The following is a 14,208-nucleotide window of genomic DNA, read 5'->3' as shown; positions in this document are numbered from 1 at the left end:
GGACATTGCGACGAAGGCGAGGCGGTCGCTCAGGGGCGGCGGGGCGGTCACTCAGGGGCGTACGAGCAGCTGGAACTCGAAGGAGTAGCGGTCCGGCCGGTAGGTGTGGTCGCCGAACTCCACCGCGCGGCCGGTGTCGTCGTAAGTGGTGCGCTGCATGGTCAGCAGCGGGGCACCCTCGGCCTCGCCGAGCCGCTCGGCCTCGGCGGCCGTGGCGCCGCGGGCGCCGATGGACTGGCGGGCGCTGTGCAGGGTGATCCCGGCCGAGCGCATCAGCCGGTACAGGCCGGTGGCCTCCAGCTGGCCGGTGTCGAGGTCGAACAGACCCGGGGGCAGGTGGTTGATCAGGTACGCCATCGGTTCGCCGTGCGCGAGGCGGAGCCGTTCGACGCGGTGGACGTCGCTGCCCTCGGCGACGCCGAGCGCGGCGGCGACCGCGGCGGAGGCCGGGACGACCGTGTTGACCAGCACCTTCGTCGCGGGGCGCTGGCCGGCCGCCTCCAGGTCGTCGTAGAGGCTGCTCAGTTCCAGGGGGCGCTTGACCTGGCTGTGCACGACCTGGGTGCCCACGCCCCGGCGCCGGACGAGGAGCCCCTTGTCCACGAGGGACTGGATGGCCTGGCGGACGGTCGGCCGGGACAGGCCGAGTCGCGCGGCCAGCTCGATCTCGTTGCCCAGCAGGCTGCCCGGGGTGAGGCTGCCGTGCTCGATGGCGGCCTCCAGCTGCTGGGAGAGCTGGAAGTACAGCGGCACCGGGGAGCTGCGGTCCACCCGCAGGTCGAGCGGCACGGTCGGGTCCACATCTGGTTTCGGCACGGGCCCGAGCGTAGCCCCGTGACCGGTTGACGGGAAGTTGTGTAGTCCGATTGTCCGGACATACGCATTGACAGGGTGCGGTGTCCGCCGTCACTTTGTTTCCATGCGCATCGGGGTCATCGGTACGGGCCGCATCGGCACCCTTCACGCGAGGACGCTCAGCCGTCACCGCGAGGTCGGGTCCCTGATCCTGACGGACAGCGAGCCGGCGCGGGCACAGGAGCTGGCGCACCGGCTGGGCGAGACGGCGGCGCCGGGTGTGGACGAGATCTTCCGCTGGGGCGTGGACGCGGTGGTGATCACCACGGCGACCGCTGCCCACGCCGAGTACATCGGGCGGGCCGCGCGCTCGGGGCTGCCGGTGTTCTGCGAGAAGCCGATCGCGCTCGACCTGCCGGGCACGCTGCACGCGCTGGCCGAGGTGGAGACGGCCGGGACGGTGCTGCAGATGGGCTTCCAGCGGCGGTTCGACGCGGGCTACGCGGGCGCGCGGGACGCCGTACGCAGCGGGCGGCTCGGCCGGCTGCACACCGTGCGGGCCATGACCTGCGACCAGTCCCCTCCGCCTGCCGCGTGGCTGCCGCTGTCCGGCGGGCTGTTCCGGGACACGCTGATCCACGACTTCGACGTGCTGCGCTGGGTGACCGGCCGGGAGGTGACCGTCGTGTACGCCACCGGCTCGGACGGCGGTCCCGCGATGTTCCGGGAGGCCGGGGACGTCGACACGGGCGCGGCGCTGCTCACGCTGGACGACGGCACCCTGGCCACCGCGACGGCGACCCGGCTGAACGGCGCCGGGTACGACGTCCGCATGGAGCTGGCCGGGGAACGGGACACGGTGGTGGTGGGCCTGGACGACCGTACGCCCCTCGCGTCCACCGAGCCGAGCGGGCCGCCGCCCGCGGACAAACCGTGGACGGGGTTCCTGGAACGGTTCGGACCGGCGTACGAGGCCGAGCTGAACGCCTTCGTGGACGTCGTCCGCGGCGAGCGCGCCAACCCCTGCGACGGCCGGGAGGCGTTGCAGGCCCTCCGTATCGCCGAGGCCTGCGAACGCTCCCGCCACGAGCACCGCCCGGTACCGCTGACGGACATCCCGGGCGGCGAGGGGCGGGCGTACGGCTGAGGGCCGAACGCGGATTCGGGCGGCACGGGCCGCCGTGGAACCGAGGGACGAACGTCGCCCCCGGCCGGTCGCCGCCGCGCATCGACACGCCCACCACCCGGCACCTCACCGGCGCCGGTTCAGTGCCCGTCCTCGACAAGTCCCGCGTCGTAGGCGAGCAGGGCGATCTGGACGCGGTTGTCGAGGCCGGTCTTGGCGAGGATGCGGGAAACGTGGGCCTTGACGGTGGCCACGCTCATGAACAGTTCCGCGGCGATCCGGGCGTTGGCGAGGCCGCGGCCGACGGCGACGGCGACCTCGCGTTCGCGGTCGTTGAGCACGGCGAGCCGGTCACGCGCGCGTGCCTGCCGGGAGTCGGCGGCGCTGCCGGCCGCGTGCCGCATCAACTGCCGGGTGACGGCGGGCGACAGGACCGGGTCGCCGGCCGCGACCCGGCGGACGGCGTCGACGATCTCGGCCGGCGGGGTGTCCTTGAGCACGAAACCGGCGGCGCCGGCGCGCAGGGCGTGCAGCACCTGTTCGTCGGCGTGGAAGGTGGTCAGCACCACGACCTGCGGCGCGTCCGGCCGGGCGCGCAGCCGCCGGGTCGCGGTGATCCCGTCCACCGAGGGCATCCTGATGTCCATCAGCACGACGTCCGGCCGGGCCCGCCGCACCAGTTCCTCGGCCTGCGCGCCGTCGGCGGCCTCCCCGACGATCTCGATGTCCTCGGCCCCGCCGATCATCAGCGCGAGACCGGCACGGACGAGGGGGTCGTCGTCCACGAGGAGGAGTCTGATCGGCGTCGCAGTCATGGGTTCACGTAACCACGGGCCAGGACGCGGGGCGGCGGAAACGGCCCGAGGTCACCTCCCGCGCGGTGTCCGGTGGCGGCCGGGCTCAGGTTCAGGTGCGCGGCCACGGCAGCCACCCCCGTACCTCGAAGCCCCCGTCGGGGCGCGGCCCGTGGCGCAGGTGGCCGCCGGCCAGCGTGGCGCGTTCGGTGAGGCCGATCAGGCCCTGGCCGGAGCCGGGCACGGGGGGCGCCTCGGCGGGTGGCGCGGGGTGGGTGACCGTGACCGTCAGGCCGTCGCCGGGGGTGCCGGCGAGGCGGACCGTGACGTCGGTGCCGGGGGCGTGCTTGCGGGCGTTGGTCAGGGCCTCCTGGGCGATGCGGTAGGCGGTGCGGCCGACGGAGGCGGGGACGGCGGCCGGGTCCGCGACGCCGTGGTCCAGGGTGACCCTCATGCCGGCCTCGCGGCACTCGGCGACCAGGGCGTCCAGTGCGGCCAGCGACGGCTGCGGACGCCTGCCGGGCGCTTCGTCGGAATCGCCGGCCCGCAGCACCCCGATGATCTCCCGCAGGTCCTGGAGTGCCTCGTGGGCGCTCTCCCGGATCACCCCGGCGGCCCGCGCGACCTCCTCGCGGGGCGCGTCCGGCCGGAACTCCAGGGCGCCCGCGTGCACGCTCAGCAGGGTGAGCCGGTGGGCCAGTACGTCGTGCATCTCGCGGGCGATGGCCTCGCGGGCCAGCCGCTGGGCCTGCTCCGCCCGCAGCCGGGCCTCGGCCTCGGCGTGCCGGGCACGGTCGCGCAGGCTCAGCATGAGCTGCCGTTTGGACCGGACGAACATGCCCCAGCCGACCATCGCGGCGGTGAGCAGCACGCCCGAGGCGATCGCCCCGGCGTACGGCACGTCGGGGTCGGGCCGCAGCCGGTAGTAGACCGGGAGCAGCGCCACTGACACCCCGCCCACCCAGGCCACGTACCGGAAGGGCCGGTGCACGGCGAGCGTGAACAGGGCGACCACCCCCGCGCCGCCCGCGGTGTTCGACAGGAAGGCGACCGGCACCAGCGCCACGGCGAGGCCGACCGGCCACCGGCGCCGCAGCCACACCGCGCCGCAGGCGAGCGCGCCCAGCACCTGGTCCAGGGTTGCGTAGCCGTCCGGGAGGTCCTCGTGCCGCAGGGGGTCGGCGCTCAGCAGGCCGATGAACACGGCCAGCAGGAAGCAGCAGAAGTCGACCGCCCAGTCACGCGCCGTGCGCCGGGGCCGGCGATCCGAGGCGGCCGCGTCCGGGTCCAGTTCGTGGACCAGCGCGGACGGGAACAGCCAGCGGCGGCCCCCGAACCCCTGCGGCGCCCGCGCCTGTTCGTCTCTGCTCACGGTCGACCAAGCTACGCGGGGCTCCGCCGTACCGCCGCCCCGTGCGCGGGATCACCGACCGAAGTCGCGGCGCCGGGGACTTTCGACGCGGCCGCCGCCGCCCGTTGCAGCCTTTCGACGCGGCCGCCGCCCGCAGGGCCGTTCGGCGTCGCGCTCTCGCCCCGCGGCCCTCGTGGGGGAGGCCTCGGGGCGAGAGCGGTGGGCGTCGAGCGGTGGGTCAGCAGTCGAAGTCGATCAGGTCGAACGTGGCGTAGTGGTCGGGGGTGTAGTAGTCCTCCTCGTACTCCTCGCCCGTGACGATGCGGCGGGCGCCGCGGGTGGAGGAGCCCGGGGTCTTGACCGTGTACTCGTGGTAGTAGCCCGACGGTTGCCCGGGCAGGACGCCTTCCCGGTTCTGGAAGACGATCCCGTCCTGCGCGTACGGGAAGGGGCCGCCCTGGTCGATCAGGCGCAGGGTGTCGTGGGCCTGTGACGGCAGGTCGCCGTAGCAGACGCTGCCGACCGAGGCGGCCGCGGCGTCCGCGGTGGTGGCGGTGACGGTGCCGCCCACGAGGAGGGCGGACAGGAGCGCGGCTGCGGTGCCGACGCGGGTGGCGCGTGGGGGGAATCTCATGTCCCCATGATGACGCGCGTAGACGTTGACATGTCAACGTCAACGTTGAAGATTTTCCTTTCAAGTCCGGGAAATTCTCGGGGAGTTAACCAGCCGAGCGCGCTACCGGGCCGCGACCGTCCAGGGCGCCACACCACCCCTGCGCCCCTCCGCGCATGCCTTGCCCCTCCCCTACGCCTCCTCGGGCAGGGGGAAGGTGCCGTACTCGGGGCTGCCCCCGACGTCGTACGTCTGCACGGAGACGCCCGTGGCGGTGACGTGGCCGGAGCGGTGGGTGAAGCGGGTGGGGACCGCGCCGTCGGTGAAGAGGCGGTGGCCGGTGCCGAGGACGACCGGGAACGTCAGCAGGTGCAGGGTGTCGAGGAGCCGCAGGTCCAGCAGGGAGCGGACCAGGGCGCCGCTGCCGTGGATCTGGAGTTCGCCGTCCGTGCGCTCCTTCAGGGCCGTGACCTCCTTGGCGAGGTCGCCCGGGACGACGGTGGTGTGCGCCCACTCCGGGTCCTGGAGGGTGGCGGAGACGACGTACTTCGGCAGGGCGTTGAGCGGGCCGGCGATCGGGTGCGCGGGGTCGGTCACCTTCGGCCAGTAGCCGGCGAAGATGTCGTACGTGCGGCGGCCGAGCAGGAAGCCGCCCGCGCGGGAGAAGAGATCGGTGATGAACCTGCCGGAGTCGTCGTCGGAGAACGGGAAGGTCCAGCCGCCGTGCTCGAAGCCGCCGCGGGTGTCCTCCTCGCGTCCGCCGGGCGCCTGGTAGACGCCGTCGAGGGTGACGAAGAGGCTGGAGACGAGGTTGCCCATGGGAGGTGCCTTCTTCCGGGTGCGGGGTCCGCTGTCATCGGGTCAGACCCCGCGTCCGCCCGGAACTCATCGGTTCAGCCGGCGTGGGTGGAGAACAGTCCCCCGGTCGGGCCCTGCTTGTCTCCGCCCTGGGCCTTCTTCAGTGCGTTGGCGAGGCTCTCGATGGTGAGGGACTGCAGGATCACCCGGCCGTTGCCCTCCAGGGTGGCCAGGGACAGGCCCTCGCCACCGAAGACGGCGTTCATGACGCCCTGCCGGTTGAGGCCGCCGACGCGCTGGACGCCGTACTGGATGCCCTCCTCGAAGGCGACCACGCAGCCGGTGTCGACCTCGATGCGGCCGCCGAAGTCCGCCGGGTTCAGGTCGATGAAGTTGCCCGCGCCGGCGATGATCACCGTGCCGTGCCCGGTGAACTTCTCCAGGACGAAGCCCTCGCCGCCGCTCATCCCGGTGCGGCCGCCGGCGAAGGCGATGCCGAACTCGACGCTGGACTCGGCGGCCACGAAGGCGTCCTTCTCGGCGAACCACGCGCGCGTGCCGTCCAGCTCCAGGGCGCGCATCTCGCCGGGGAGGACGCCGGCGAAGCCGACCGTGCCCTCGCCGCCCTGGGCGGTGAAGTACTGGAAGGCGAGCGACTCGCCCGCGAGCATGCGCTGGCCGACCTGCATGGCCGTCCCCATGGCCTGGCGGAGCAGGCCGCCCATGCCCCCGCCGCTCTGCTGCTGCCCGCCGCTGCCGGGCGGGCCGGACAGCCGGGTCTCCATGGTCACGTTGACCGTCTTGAACAGGAACTTCCCGGCCTCGCAGTACACGGTCTGGCCGGGGTGCAGGTTGACGACCGCCATCTGCATGGCGTTGCCGACGATCTCTTGCTGAAGGGTCACGTGGGGAGAACGCGAGGGGGGAGGGCAAGAGTTCCAGCGGCCTGGAACAGGGTCCGTACGGGTGACGCACGGGGGCGCCCCGGTGCCGCCGTACGGCCGGGGCGCCCCGCGCGCGTGGGTGCGGTGTCAGCCGCCCAGTTCCTGGTGACGGGCGGTGAGGCTGGTCGCGCCCTGTTCGGTCAGGGAGCCGAACAGGCGCAGTCGGGAGATGCCGCCGTCGGGGAAGATGTCGATCCGCGCGTGGGTGCCGACCGCCGGCTCCGGCAGGACGAAGCGGTGGTTGGTGTCGGGCTGCAGGCGGGTGCGCGGGAGGATCTCGGTCCACGCGCCGTCCTCGCCGTCCCTGACCGACACCGACGCCCAGCCGGCGCTGTTGCCCTTCAGGTAGGCGGTGTCGATCTCGATGGCGCGGATCTGGGAGTGGGCCACCAGCCGGTAGCGGATCCAGTCGTTGCCCCGGTCGCGGCGGCGGCGGGTCTCCCAGCCGTCGTCCATCTTGAGGGAGCGGCCCGGCTGGATGGTGTGGCCGGCCGGGGAGTAGAAGAGGTCCGAGGCGTCCTCGACCCCGCCGCCGTTCTCCAGGGCGACCACGTCGAAGGTCCCGAGCGCCGTGAGCCACTCCGGGTCGGGTACGACCTCGCCGTACACGCGCAGGCGGGCGATGCCGCCGTCGGGGTGCTGGTTGATCCGCAGGTGGGTGAAGCGCTGTTCGGCGGTGACCTCGAAGCCGTTGGCCGCGTGCCCGCCGACGGCGGTGCGCGGGACGAGCGTCGTCCACTTCACGTCGTCGCCGAGCAGTTCCCCGGGGGACGGGGAGCCGGGTACGGCGGTGCCCTCGACGGAGACGGCCTGCGGGTAGTTGCCGCGGAAGTGGGCGGTGTCGACGACGATCCCGCGGATCACGCCGGGCGCGCCGAGCCGGACCAGCGCCCAGTCGTGGTCCTCGTCGGTCGGCCAGGGGTGGTCGGCCGAGGTACCGCGTCGGCGGCGGGTCTCCCAGCCGTCCATGATCTTGCCCTTGTGGCCGAAGTGCTCGGGGTCGAACTCGGCCCGCCCGGGTACCAGCAGGTTCTCGCGCTCGGCGAAGAACTCGTCGTTGGCGGCGACGACACCGGCGCCGAGCCGCCGGTCGGCGAGGTTGGCGTACCGGGTGAAGGGGAAGTCGGCGGTGCGGTAGTCCGCGTACGGGTCGCCGCCTCCGTAGGGGTTCGCGTCGCCGGTGAAGTGCGCTGTCGCCGTCACGGGAATCAGGGGGTCCTTTCTGGAGTCGGGCCGGTGCGGGGGGTGGCTTGGCGGGGGCGGCTGAGCAGCGTGCCCTGCGGCTCGGTGAACGCGCCGTCGCAGACGATGCGCCGGCCGCGCAGCCAGGTGGACTTCACGACGCCGTGCAGGGTCCGGCCGGCGTAGGCGGTGACCCGGTTGCGGTGCTGGAGGCCGGCCGGGTCGACGGTGAAGGTCTCGTCGGGGGCGAGGACGGCGAAGTCGGCGTCCAGGCCGGGAGCGATGGCGCCCTTGCGCGTGTCGAGGCCGGCCAGGGCGGCGGTACGCGTGGACATCCAGCGGACGACGTCCTCCAGGCCGTGGCCGCGCCTGCGGGCCTCGGTCCACACGGCGGAGAGGCTGAGCTGGAGCCCGGAGATGCCGCCCCACGCGGTGGCGAAGTCGTCGGTCTTGAGGTCGGCGGTGGACGGGGAGTGGTCGGTGACCACGCAGTCGATGGTGCCGTCGGCCAGGGCCGCCCAGAGCAGGTCCTGGTTGGCGGCCTCGCGGATGGGCGGGCAGCACTTGAACTCGCTGGCGCCGTCCGGGACCTCCTCCGCGGTCAGGGTGAGGTAGTGCGGGCAGGTCTCGACGGTGATCCGCACACCCTCGGCGCGGGCGGCGCGGATCAGCGGCAGAGCGTCGCCGGAGGACAGGTGCAGGACGTGCACGCGCGCGTGCAGCCGCCGGGCCTGCGCGATGAGGGCGGCGATGGCGGTGTCCTCGGCGTCGCGCGGGCGGGAGGCGAGGAAGTCGGCGTACCTGGGGCCGCCGTGCTGGGGGGCGGCGGCCAGATGGTGCGGGTCCTCGGCGTGCACGATCAGCAGCCCGTCGAAGGCGGCGATCTCGGCGAGGGAACGGGCGAGCTGGTCCTGGTCGAGGTGCGGGAACTCGTCGACGCCGGAGGGGGACAGGAAGGCCTTGAATCCGAAGACGCCGGCGTCGTGCAGCGGGCGCAGGTCCTTGACGTTGTCGGGCAGGGCGCCGCCCCAGAAGCCGACGTCGATGTGCGCCTTGTCGCGGGCGACGTCCTGCTTGGTCCGCAGGTGGTCGACGGTGGTGGTCGGCGGGAGGGAGTTGAGCGGCATGTCGATGAGCGTGGTGATACCGCCGGCCGCGGCCGCGCGGGTGGCGGTCCAGAAGCCCTCCCACTCGGTGCGGCCCGGGTCGTTGACGTGCACGTGCGTGTCGACCAGGCCGGGCAGCAGGACGTGGTCGCCGACGTCCTCCAGCCGTGCCGACGCCGGGATGTCGGCGTCGTACGGCAGGACGGCCGTGATCCGGCCGGCGGCCACGGTGACGGTGGCGGCCCGTGTCCCCTCCGGAGTGATCACGCGCGTGGAGCGCAGCACCAGTTCAGCGTCGGACACCCGAACCCCTCTCTCTACCGCCGTTGTACGCCCACGAAACGGGTGATACACCCAGGTAACGGACTTCAACGTTCTGTTGAAGGAGTCTTCACTCCCGCTTCTCCGCCGTCAAGAGGCACACTTCCGGGCAGTGCGGCAGGGGCGCCCACTCTGGACATTTCCACAAAGCGGAATTAGAATTCCAATAGACAGAACGTAGCTCTGCACAAGCGGGGAGTCAACCGGCCTCCGGGTAGGCTTCTGCCCTCCCGCCCGCCCCGAAAGGAACGCGCCGTGCCGACGTCCAGCGCCAGCACCACCGACTCCGCCAAGCCCTCCGCCGCAGGCGGGGTGCAGTCCCTGGAGCGCGCCTTCGACCTGCTCGAGCGGATGGCGGACGCGGGCGGCGAGGTGGGCCTGAGCGAGCTGTCCGCGGCCAGCGGGCTGCCGCTGCCGACCATCCACCGGCTGATGCGCACCCTGGTCGCCTGCGGCTACGTCCGCCAGCAGGCCAACCGGCGGTACGCGCTCGGCCCCCGCCTGATCCGGCTCGGCGAGTCCGCGGCCCGGCTGCTCGGCACCTGGGCGCGGCCGTATCTGGCCCGGCTGGTGGAGGAGACCGGCGAGACGGCGAACATGGCGCTGCTCGACGGCGACGAGATCGTGTACGTGGCACAGGTGCCCTCGAAGCACTCGATGCGCATGTTCACCGAGGTCGGCCGCAGGGTGCTGCCGCACTCCACGGGCGTGGGCAAGGCGCTGCTGGCCGGGGTGCCGGACGACGAGGTGCGGGCGCTGCTGGCCCGTACGGGCATGCCGGCCGCCACGGAGAAGACGATCACCACGCCGGAGGGCTTCCTCGCGGCGCTGGAGGACGTACGACAGCTGGGGTACGCCGTGGACGACAACGAGCAGGAGATCGGTGTGCGGTGCCTCGCGGTCTCCGTGCCCGACTCCCCCACGGCGGCGGCCATCTCCATCTCCGGTCCGGCGGGCCGGGTCACGGAGGCGGCCACGGACAAGATCGTGCCGGTACTCCAGCAGATCGCCCGGGAACTCTCCGCGGCGCTGGCCAGCCAGAACCACGGGTAACCGGCCCGGGGCCACGAGAGCCCCGGGCTGCTCGGCCGCGGCCGGCGCACTCGGGATCCCGCCACGCCCACGCCGGCAGTCCTCAGTCCTCCACCTTGCAGCCGCGCGCCAGACCCCGCTCGGGCCGGCCGGAAGGCACCGCCACCCGAAGCCGACCCGATCCGAAAGGAAGGACCTAGTCCCGGGGCGGCTCGCCGAACAGGTTCACGGCGTCCCGTACCTGCGACAGCCCGCGGGCCAGTGCGCTCATCGACCCTATGGCTCCGGCGATCAGCAACAGGGAGCTGCGCAGGCGCGGGATCTCCGGCAGGCCGCCGGCGGCCATCGCGGCCAGGGTCGCCAGCTCGTCCTCGGCTATCGCCCGGTCGGGGAAGTCCGAGGGTAACGTGGCGAGTTCGCGGCGCAGCCGGGACACCGCCGTCCGCAGTTCCGCCACCCTCGGGTCCTCGTCGCTGCCGGTCACTGGCCTCTGCCCCAAGCTCCGCAACACAGCCCTCCCCCTGGCACGCCCTCGTGCGCGGGTCAGTAAACGCCACGCCGTGCGGGAGCGCCACAGGGCGAACCGAAATTCAGCCCAACGGAATCGACGCCGGAAGACCGTCCGGTTCGGCCTCCGTCGGGTATGCAGGACCCATGACGGACAACCAGGATCTCCAGGGGAACGTCGCGGGGCTGCTGCTCGCCGCCGGCGGCGGCAGACGGCTCGGCGGGCGCCCCAAGGCACTGCTGCCGCACCGGGGGCGGCCCCTGGTCGAGCACGCCGTCGGGGTGCTGCGCGCCGCCGGGTGCGACCGGATCCATGTGGTGCTCGGCGCCGCGGCGGACGAGGTGCGCGCCCGCGCCGACCTGGGCGGCTGCCTGCTGGTGGACAACCCGGACTGGGCCGAGGGGATGGGCTCGTCCCTGCGCGCGGGGCTGGCGTCGCTCGCCGGGACGGGGGCGCGAGCGGCCCTGGTGAGCCTGGTCGACCAACCCGGGATCGGACCGGCCGCCGTGGCCCGGGTACTCGGCGCGTGCAAGGACGAGAAGTCGCTGGTCTCGGCCGGCTACCACGGGGTGCGCGGGCATCCCGTGCTGTTCGGCGCCGCGCACTGGGCGGGCATCGCCGAGGCGGCCACCGGGGACCGCGGGGCGCGGGCCTACCTGAAGGCGCACGAGGCCGGGATCCGGCTCGTGGAGTGCGCGGACGTGGCCGAGCCGTACGACATCGACACCGAGGCCGACCTGGGCCGCCTGGACTGAGGCAGGTGGCACCGGGCGCCACGGTGCCTCGACCCGGAGAATCTCGACATCAACAAACCATTGAAGTTCCACGATAAGGAAACTAGTATCCACTGATCAGAAGCGCCTGCCCGCACGACCGGTGCCGTTCGCCCTGATTCGTGCCGCCAGGCACCCGGTGCCACCGCTGAAGGAAGTGACAGCTCATGTCCGCACCAGCGCCGTCCCCGCTGGCCATCGTCGACGCCGAGCCCCTGCCCCGGCAGGAGGAGGTCCTCACGGACGCCGCGCTCGCCTTCGTGGCGGAGCTGCACCGGCGGTTCACCCCGCGCCGTGACGAACTCCTGGCCCGCCGGGCCGAGCGCCGCGCCGAGATCGCCCGCACCTCCACGCTCGACTTCCTGCCCGAGACGGCCGCGATCCGCGCGGACGACTCCTGGAAGGTCGCCCCGGCCCCGCCCGCGCTCGACGACCGGCGCGTCGAGATCACCGGCCCCACCGATCGCAAGATGACCATCAACGCGCTCAACTCGGGCGCGAGGGTCTGGCTCGCCGACTTCGAGGACGCCTCCGCGCCCACCTGGGAGAACGTGGTCCTGGGCCAGCTGAACCTGATCGACGCCTACAGCCGCCGTATCGACTTCACCGACCCGGGGTCCGGCAAGTCGTACGCCCTGCGGCCGGACGAGGAGCTGGCGACCGTCGTCATGCGCCCGCGCGGCTGGCACCTGGACGAGCGGCACCTGACCGACGCCGACGGCCGCGCCGTCCCCGGCGCCCTGGTCGACTTCGGCCTGTACCTCTTCCACAACGCCCGGCGGCTGCTCGACCTCGGCAAGGGCCCCTACTTCTACCTGCCGAAGACCGAGTCGCACCTCGAAGCCCGCCTGTGGAACGACGTGTTCGTCTTCGCGCAGGACCACATCGGCATCCCGCAGGGCACCATCCGCGCCACCGTCCTGATCGAGACGATCACGGCCGCGTACGAGATGGAGGAGATCCTCTACGAACTCCGCGACCACGCCTCCGGATTGAACGCCGGCCGCTGGGACTACCTGTTCTCCATCGTGAAGAACTTCCGGGACGGCGGCCCGAGGTTCGTGCTGCCGGACCGCAACGCCGTCACCATGACCGCGCCGTTCATGCGGGCGTACACCGAACTCCTCGTCCGCACCTGCCACAAGCGGGGCGCGCACGCCATCGGCGGCATGGCGGCCTTCATCCCGTCCCGCCGGGACGCGGAGGTCAACAGGGTCGCCTTCGAGAAGGTCCGCGCCGACAAGGACCGTGAGGCGAACGACGGTTTCGACGGCTCCTGGGTCGCCCACCCCGACCTGGTGCCGATCGCCAGGGAGTGCTTCGACAGGGTCCTCGGCGACAGGCCGAACCAGAAGGACCGGCTGCGCGAGGACGTCCGGGTGGAGGCCGCCGACCTGATCGCGATCGACTCGCTGGAGGCGAAGCCGACGTACGCCGGTCTCGTCAACGCCGTGCAGGTGGGCATCCGTTACATCGAGGCGTGGCTGCGCGGGCTCGGTGCGGTCGCCATCTTCAACCTGATGGAGGACGCGGCCACCGCCGAGATCTCCCGCTCGCAGATCTGGCAGTGGATCAACGCCGGCGTCGAGTTCGAGAACGGCGACAAGGCCACGCCGGAGCTGGCCCGCAAGGTCGCGGCGGAGGAACTCGACGCCATCCGCAAGGAGATCGGCGAGGAGGCCTTCGCGGCGGGGCACTGGCAGGAGGCGCACGACCTGCTGCTGCAGGTGTCCCTGGACGAGGACTACGCCGACTTCCTCACCCTGCCGGCGTACCGGCAACTGCGCGGCTGAGCCCTGCCGGTGCCCGCTCCGGTCGGCTCACCCGAGGTGCGCCGACCAGTCCTGTTCCGCCGCCGGCTTGCCGTGCAGGTCCGGGACCCGCTTCAGCCAGGCCGGGCGGCCCGCCTGGGTCCGCCTGGCTCGGTCGGCCTCCTCGGCCGCGAGCTGTTCCCGGCTCGGGAAGTCGGTGGGCAGCCACTCGGCCGAGCGCCGGACCCGGTCCAGGAGGTAGCCGACGTAGGCGTCCCGGACGTCGTCGGGCGTGGCGAACCCGGCGTCCTCGGCCAGCCAGGCGTCCGGCACCTCGGCGACGATCCGGCGCAGCAGCTCCTCCGTCACCCGGGGCGCCAGCTCGGCGTCGGCGGCGCGCACGTCGGGGCCGTGGTGGCCGAGGGCGTGATGCCGGAAGTCGTACCTGCGGCCGGGGTCCGTGGTGTCCCAGCGGTGGTGGAAGACGAGCGCGGCGCCGTGGTCGATCAGCCACAGGCGCGGCGGCACGGTGCCGAGCGTCGGCCAGACCATCAGGTTGGAACTGTGCACCGTACGGTCGACGTTCACGGTCAGCGCGTCCAGCCAGACGATCCGCCCGGCCTCCAGCGGGTCCACCGGGAAGTCCCGGGCGATCTCCGGGGTGAGGTCCACGGCGCCCGGCAGGTAGTCCATGCCGAGGTTGACGCCCGCGCTGGCGCTGTGCAGGTCGCGCACCTCCTGGTGCGGTTCCGCGGCGGCGACGGCCGGATCGAAGTGCACCAGCACCAGCTCCGGGAACCGCAGCCCGAGCGCCCGGGCCAGCTCCCCCACGATGATCTCCGCGACCAACGCCTTGTGCCCCTGCGCCGAGCCGGTGAACTTCACGACGTACGTGCCGAGGTCGTCGGCCTCCACGATGCCGGGGACGGAGCCACCGGAGTGCAGGGGTTCGATGTATCGGGTCGCGGCGACCTCTCTCAACATGTCCGAAGGCCCCTTGGGTCGATTGGCTTACATGTCACGGCCGGCTCCCACGTTCGCTTCCGGCCTCCTGCTTGAAGTGTTCCAGGTCGAGGTATCGGCCTGGCTCCCCAGGGCGCGCACGAGCGGCCGG

The 14,208-nt window shown here is 72.8% G+C and carries 14 protein-coding genes; 4 read left to right on the top strand and 10 right to left on the bottom strand.

Going from position 1 to position 14,208, the window contains the following annotated elements; genetic code table 11:
• Window positions 1-51: 51 nt before the first annotated feature.
• Window positions 52-789 (bottom strand): GntR family transcriptional regulator, encoded by a 738-nt coding sequence (locus ACZ3ZD_RS30910; RefSeq protein WP_467404750.1) that lies wholly within the window; start codon window positions 787-789, stop codon window positions 52-54.
• 130 nt (window positions 790-919) lie between these two features.
• Here ACZ3ZD_RS30910 and ACZ3ZD_RS30905 point away from each other — a divergent pair, with 130 nt between their 5' ends.
• The gene (locus ACZ3ZD_RS30905; RefSeq protein WP_467404477.1) at window positions 920-1,942 is read left to right on the top strand and encodes a Gfo/Idh/MocA family protein; all 1,023 of its coding nucleotides are present in this window, start codon (window positions 920-922) and stop codon (window positions 1,940-1,942) included.
• Window positions 1,943-2,061: 119 nt separating this feature from the next.
• On the opposite strand, the gene ACZ3ZD_RS30900 is transcribed toward ACZ3ZD_RS30905, so the two are convergent.
• The 7 genes from ACZ3ZD_RS30900 to allB all read right to left on the bottom strand — a co-directional run bounded on the left by ACZ3ZD_RS30900 (window position 2,062) and on the right by allB (window position 9,012).
• Window positions 2,062-2,736, bottom strand: a complete 675-nt coding sequence (locus ACZ3ZD_RS30900) for a response regulator (RefSeq protein WP_467404474.1) — start codon at window positions 2,734-2,736, stop codon at window positions 2,062-2,064.
• Window positions 2,737-2,827: 91 nt separating this feature from the next.
• Window positions 2,828-4,087 carry a sensor histidine kinase gene (locus ACZ3ZD_RS30895; RefSeq protein WP_467404470.1) on the bottom strand — a complete coding sequence of 420 codons (1,260 nt, stop codon included), beginning with the start codon at window positions 4,085-4,087 and terminating at the stop codon, window positions 2,828-2,830.
• A 217-nt stretch (window positions 4,088-4,304) separates the two neighbouring features.
• The gene (locus ACZ3ZD_RS30890) at window positions 4,305-4,700 is read right to left on the bottom strand and encodes a guanyl-specific ribonuclease (protein WP_467404467.1); all 396 of its coding nucleotides are present in this window, start codon (window positions 4,698-4,700) and stop codon (window positions 4,305-4,307) included.
• Window positions 4,701-4,871: 171 nt separating this feature from the next.
• Window positions 4,872-5,498 carry a dihydrofolate reductase family protein gene (locus ACZ3ZD_RS30885; protein WP_467404464.1) on the bottom strand — a complete coding sequence of 209 codons (627 nt, stop codon included), beginning with the start codon at window positions 5,496-5,498 and terminating at the stop codon, window positions 4,872-4,874.
• Window positions 5,499-5,572: 74 nt separating this feature from the next.
• Window positions 5,573-6,382, bottom strand: a complete 810-nt coding sequence (locus tag ACZ3ZD_RS30880) for an AIM24 family protein (RefSeq protein WP_467404462.1) — start codon at window positions 6,380-6,382, stop codon at window positions 5,573-5,575.
• Window positions 6,383-6,508: 126 nt separating this feature from the next.
• Window positions 6,509-7,624, bottom strand: a complete 1,116-nt coding sequence (gene alc / locus ACZ3ZD_RS30875; protein WP_467404459.1) for an allantoicase — start codon at window positions 7,622-7,624, stop codon at window positions 6,509-6,511.
• Window positions 7,625-7,629: 5 nt separating this feature from the next.
• Window positions 7,630-9,012: an allantoinase AllB gene (gene allB, locus ACZ3ZD_RS30870; RefSeq protein ID WP_467404457.1), complete on the bottom strand. Its 1,383-nt coding sequence runs from the start codon at window positions 9,010-9,012 to the stop codon at window positions 7,630-7,632.
• A gap of 273 nt (window positions 9,013-9,285) precedes the next feature.
• Here allB and ACZ3ZD_RS30865 point away from each other — a divergent pair, with 273 nt between their 5' ends.
• Window positions 9,286-10,083 (top strand): IclR family transcriptional regulator, encoded by a 798-nt coding sequence (locus tag ACZ3ZD_RS30865; RefSeq protein WP_467404454.1) that lies wholly within the window; start codon window positions 9,286-9,288, stop codon window positions 10,081-10,083.
• Window positions 10,084-10,258: 175 nt separating this feature from the next.
• Here ACZ3ZD_RS30865 and ACZ3ZD_RS30860 read toward each other — a convergent pair whose 3' ends face one another.
• The gene (locus ACZ3ZD_RS30860) at window positions 10,259-10,573 is read right to left on the bottom strand and encodes a DUF5955 family protein (protein ID WP_467404452.1); all 315 of its coding nucleotides are present in this window, start codon (window positions 10,571-10,573) and stop codon (window positions 10,259-10,261) included.
• Between the two features lie 143 nt (window positions 10,574-10,716).
• Between ACZ3ZD_RS30860 and ACZ3ZD_RS30855 the strand changes: the two genes are divergently transcribed.
• Window positions 10,717-11,325 (top strand): nucleotidyltransferase family protein, encoded by a 609-nt coding sequence (locus ACZ3ZD_RS30855; protein WP_467404448.1) that lies wholly within the window; start codon window positions 10,717-10,719, stop codon window positions 11,323-11,325.
• A 185-nt stretch (window positions 11,326-11,510) separates the two neighbouring features.
• A complete protein-coding gene (aceB, locus tag ACZ3ZD_RS30850) occupies window positions 11,511-13,136 on the top strand; it encodes a malate synthase A (protein ID WP_467404445.1) in 1,626 nt (541 codons plus the stop codon).
• 27 nt (window positions 13,137-13,163) lie between these two features.
• Here aceB and ACZ3ZD_RS30845 read toward each other — a convergent pair whose 3' ends face one another.
• Window positions 13,164-14,078: a HipA family kinase gene (locus ACZ3ZD_RS30845; RefSeq protein ID WP_467404442.1), complete on the bottom strand. Its 915-nt coding sequence runs from the start codon at window positions 14,076-14,078 to the stop codon at window positions 13,164-13,166.
• Between the last annotated feature and the right edge of the window lie 130 nt (window positions 14,079-14,208).

The organism is Streptomyces sp. NPDC023481 (genome assembly GCF_055560195.1).
This window is presented reverse-complemented; position numbering and strand designations above follow the sequence as displayed.

Excerpts from the sequence above, each read along its gene's own strand:
- aceB (WP_467404445.1), top strand. The coding sequence starts at position 11,511 with ATGTCCGCACCAGCGCCGTCCCCGCTGGCCATCGTCGACGCCGAGCCC.
- ACZ3ZD_RS30900 (WP_467404474.1), bottom strand. The coding sequence starts at position 2,736 with ATGACTGCGACGCCGATCAGACTCCTCCTCGTGGACGACGACCCCCTC.
- ACZ3ZD_RS30845 (WP_467404442.1), bottom strand. The coding sequence starts at position 14,078 with ATGTTGAGAGAGGTCGCCGCGACCCGATACATCGAACCCCTGCACTCC.
- ACZ3ZD_RS30885 (WP_467404464.1), bottom strand. The coding sequence starts at position 5,498 with ATGGGCAACCTCGTCTCCAGCCTCTTCGTCACCCTCGACGGCGTCTAC.
- ACZ3ZD_RS30905 (WP_467404477.1), top strand. The coding sequence starts at position 920 with ATGCGCATCGGGGTCATCGGTACGGGCCGCATCGGCACCCTTCACGCG.
- ACZ3ZD_RS30855 (WP_467404448.1), top strand. The coding sequence starts at position 10,717 with ATGACGGACAACCAGGATCTCCAGGGGAACGTCGCGGGGCTGCTGCTC.
- ACZ3ZD_RS30890 (WP_467404467.1), bottom strand. The coding sequence starts at position 4,700 with ATGAGATTCCCCCCACGCGCCACCCGCGTCGGCACCGCAGCCGCGCTC.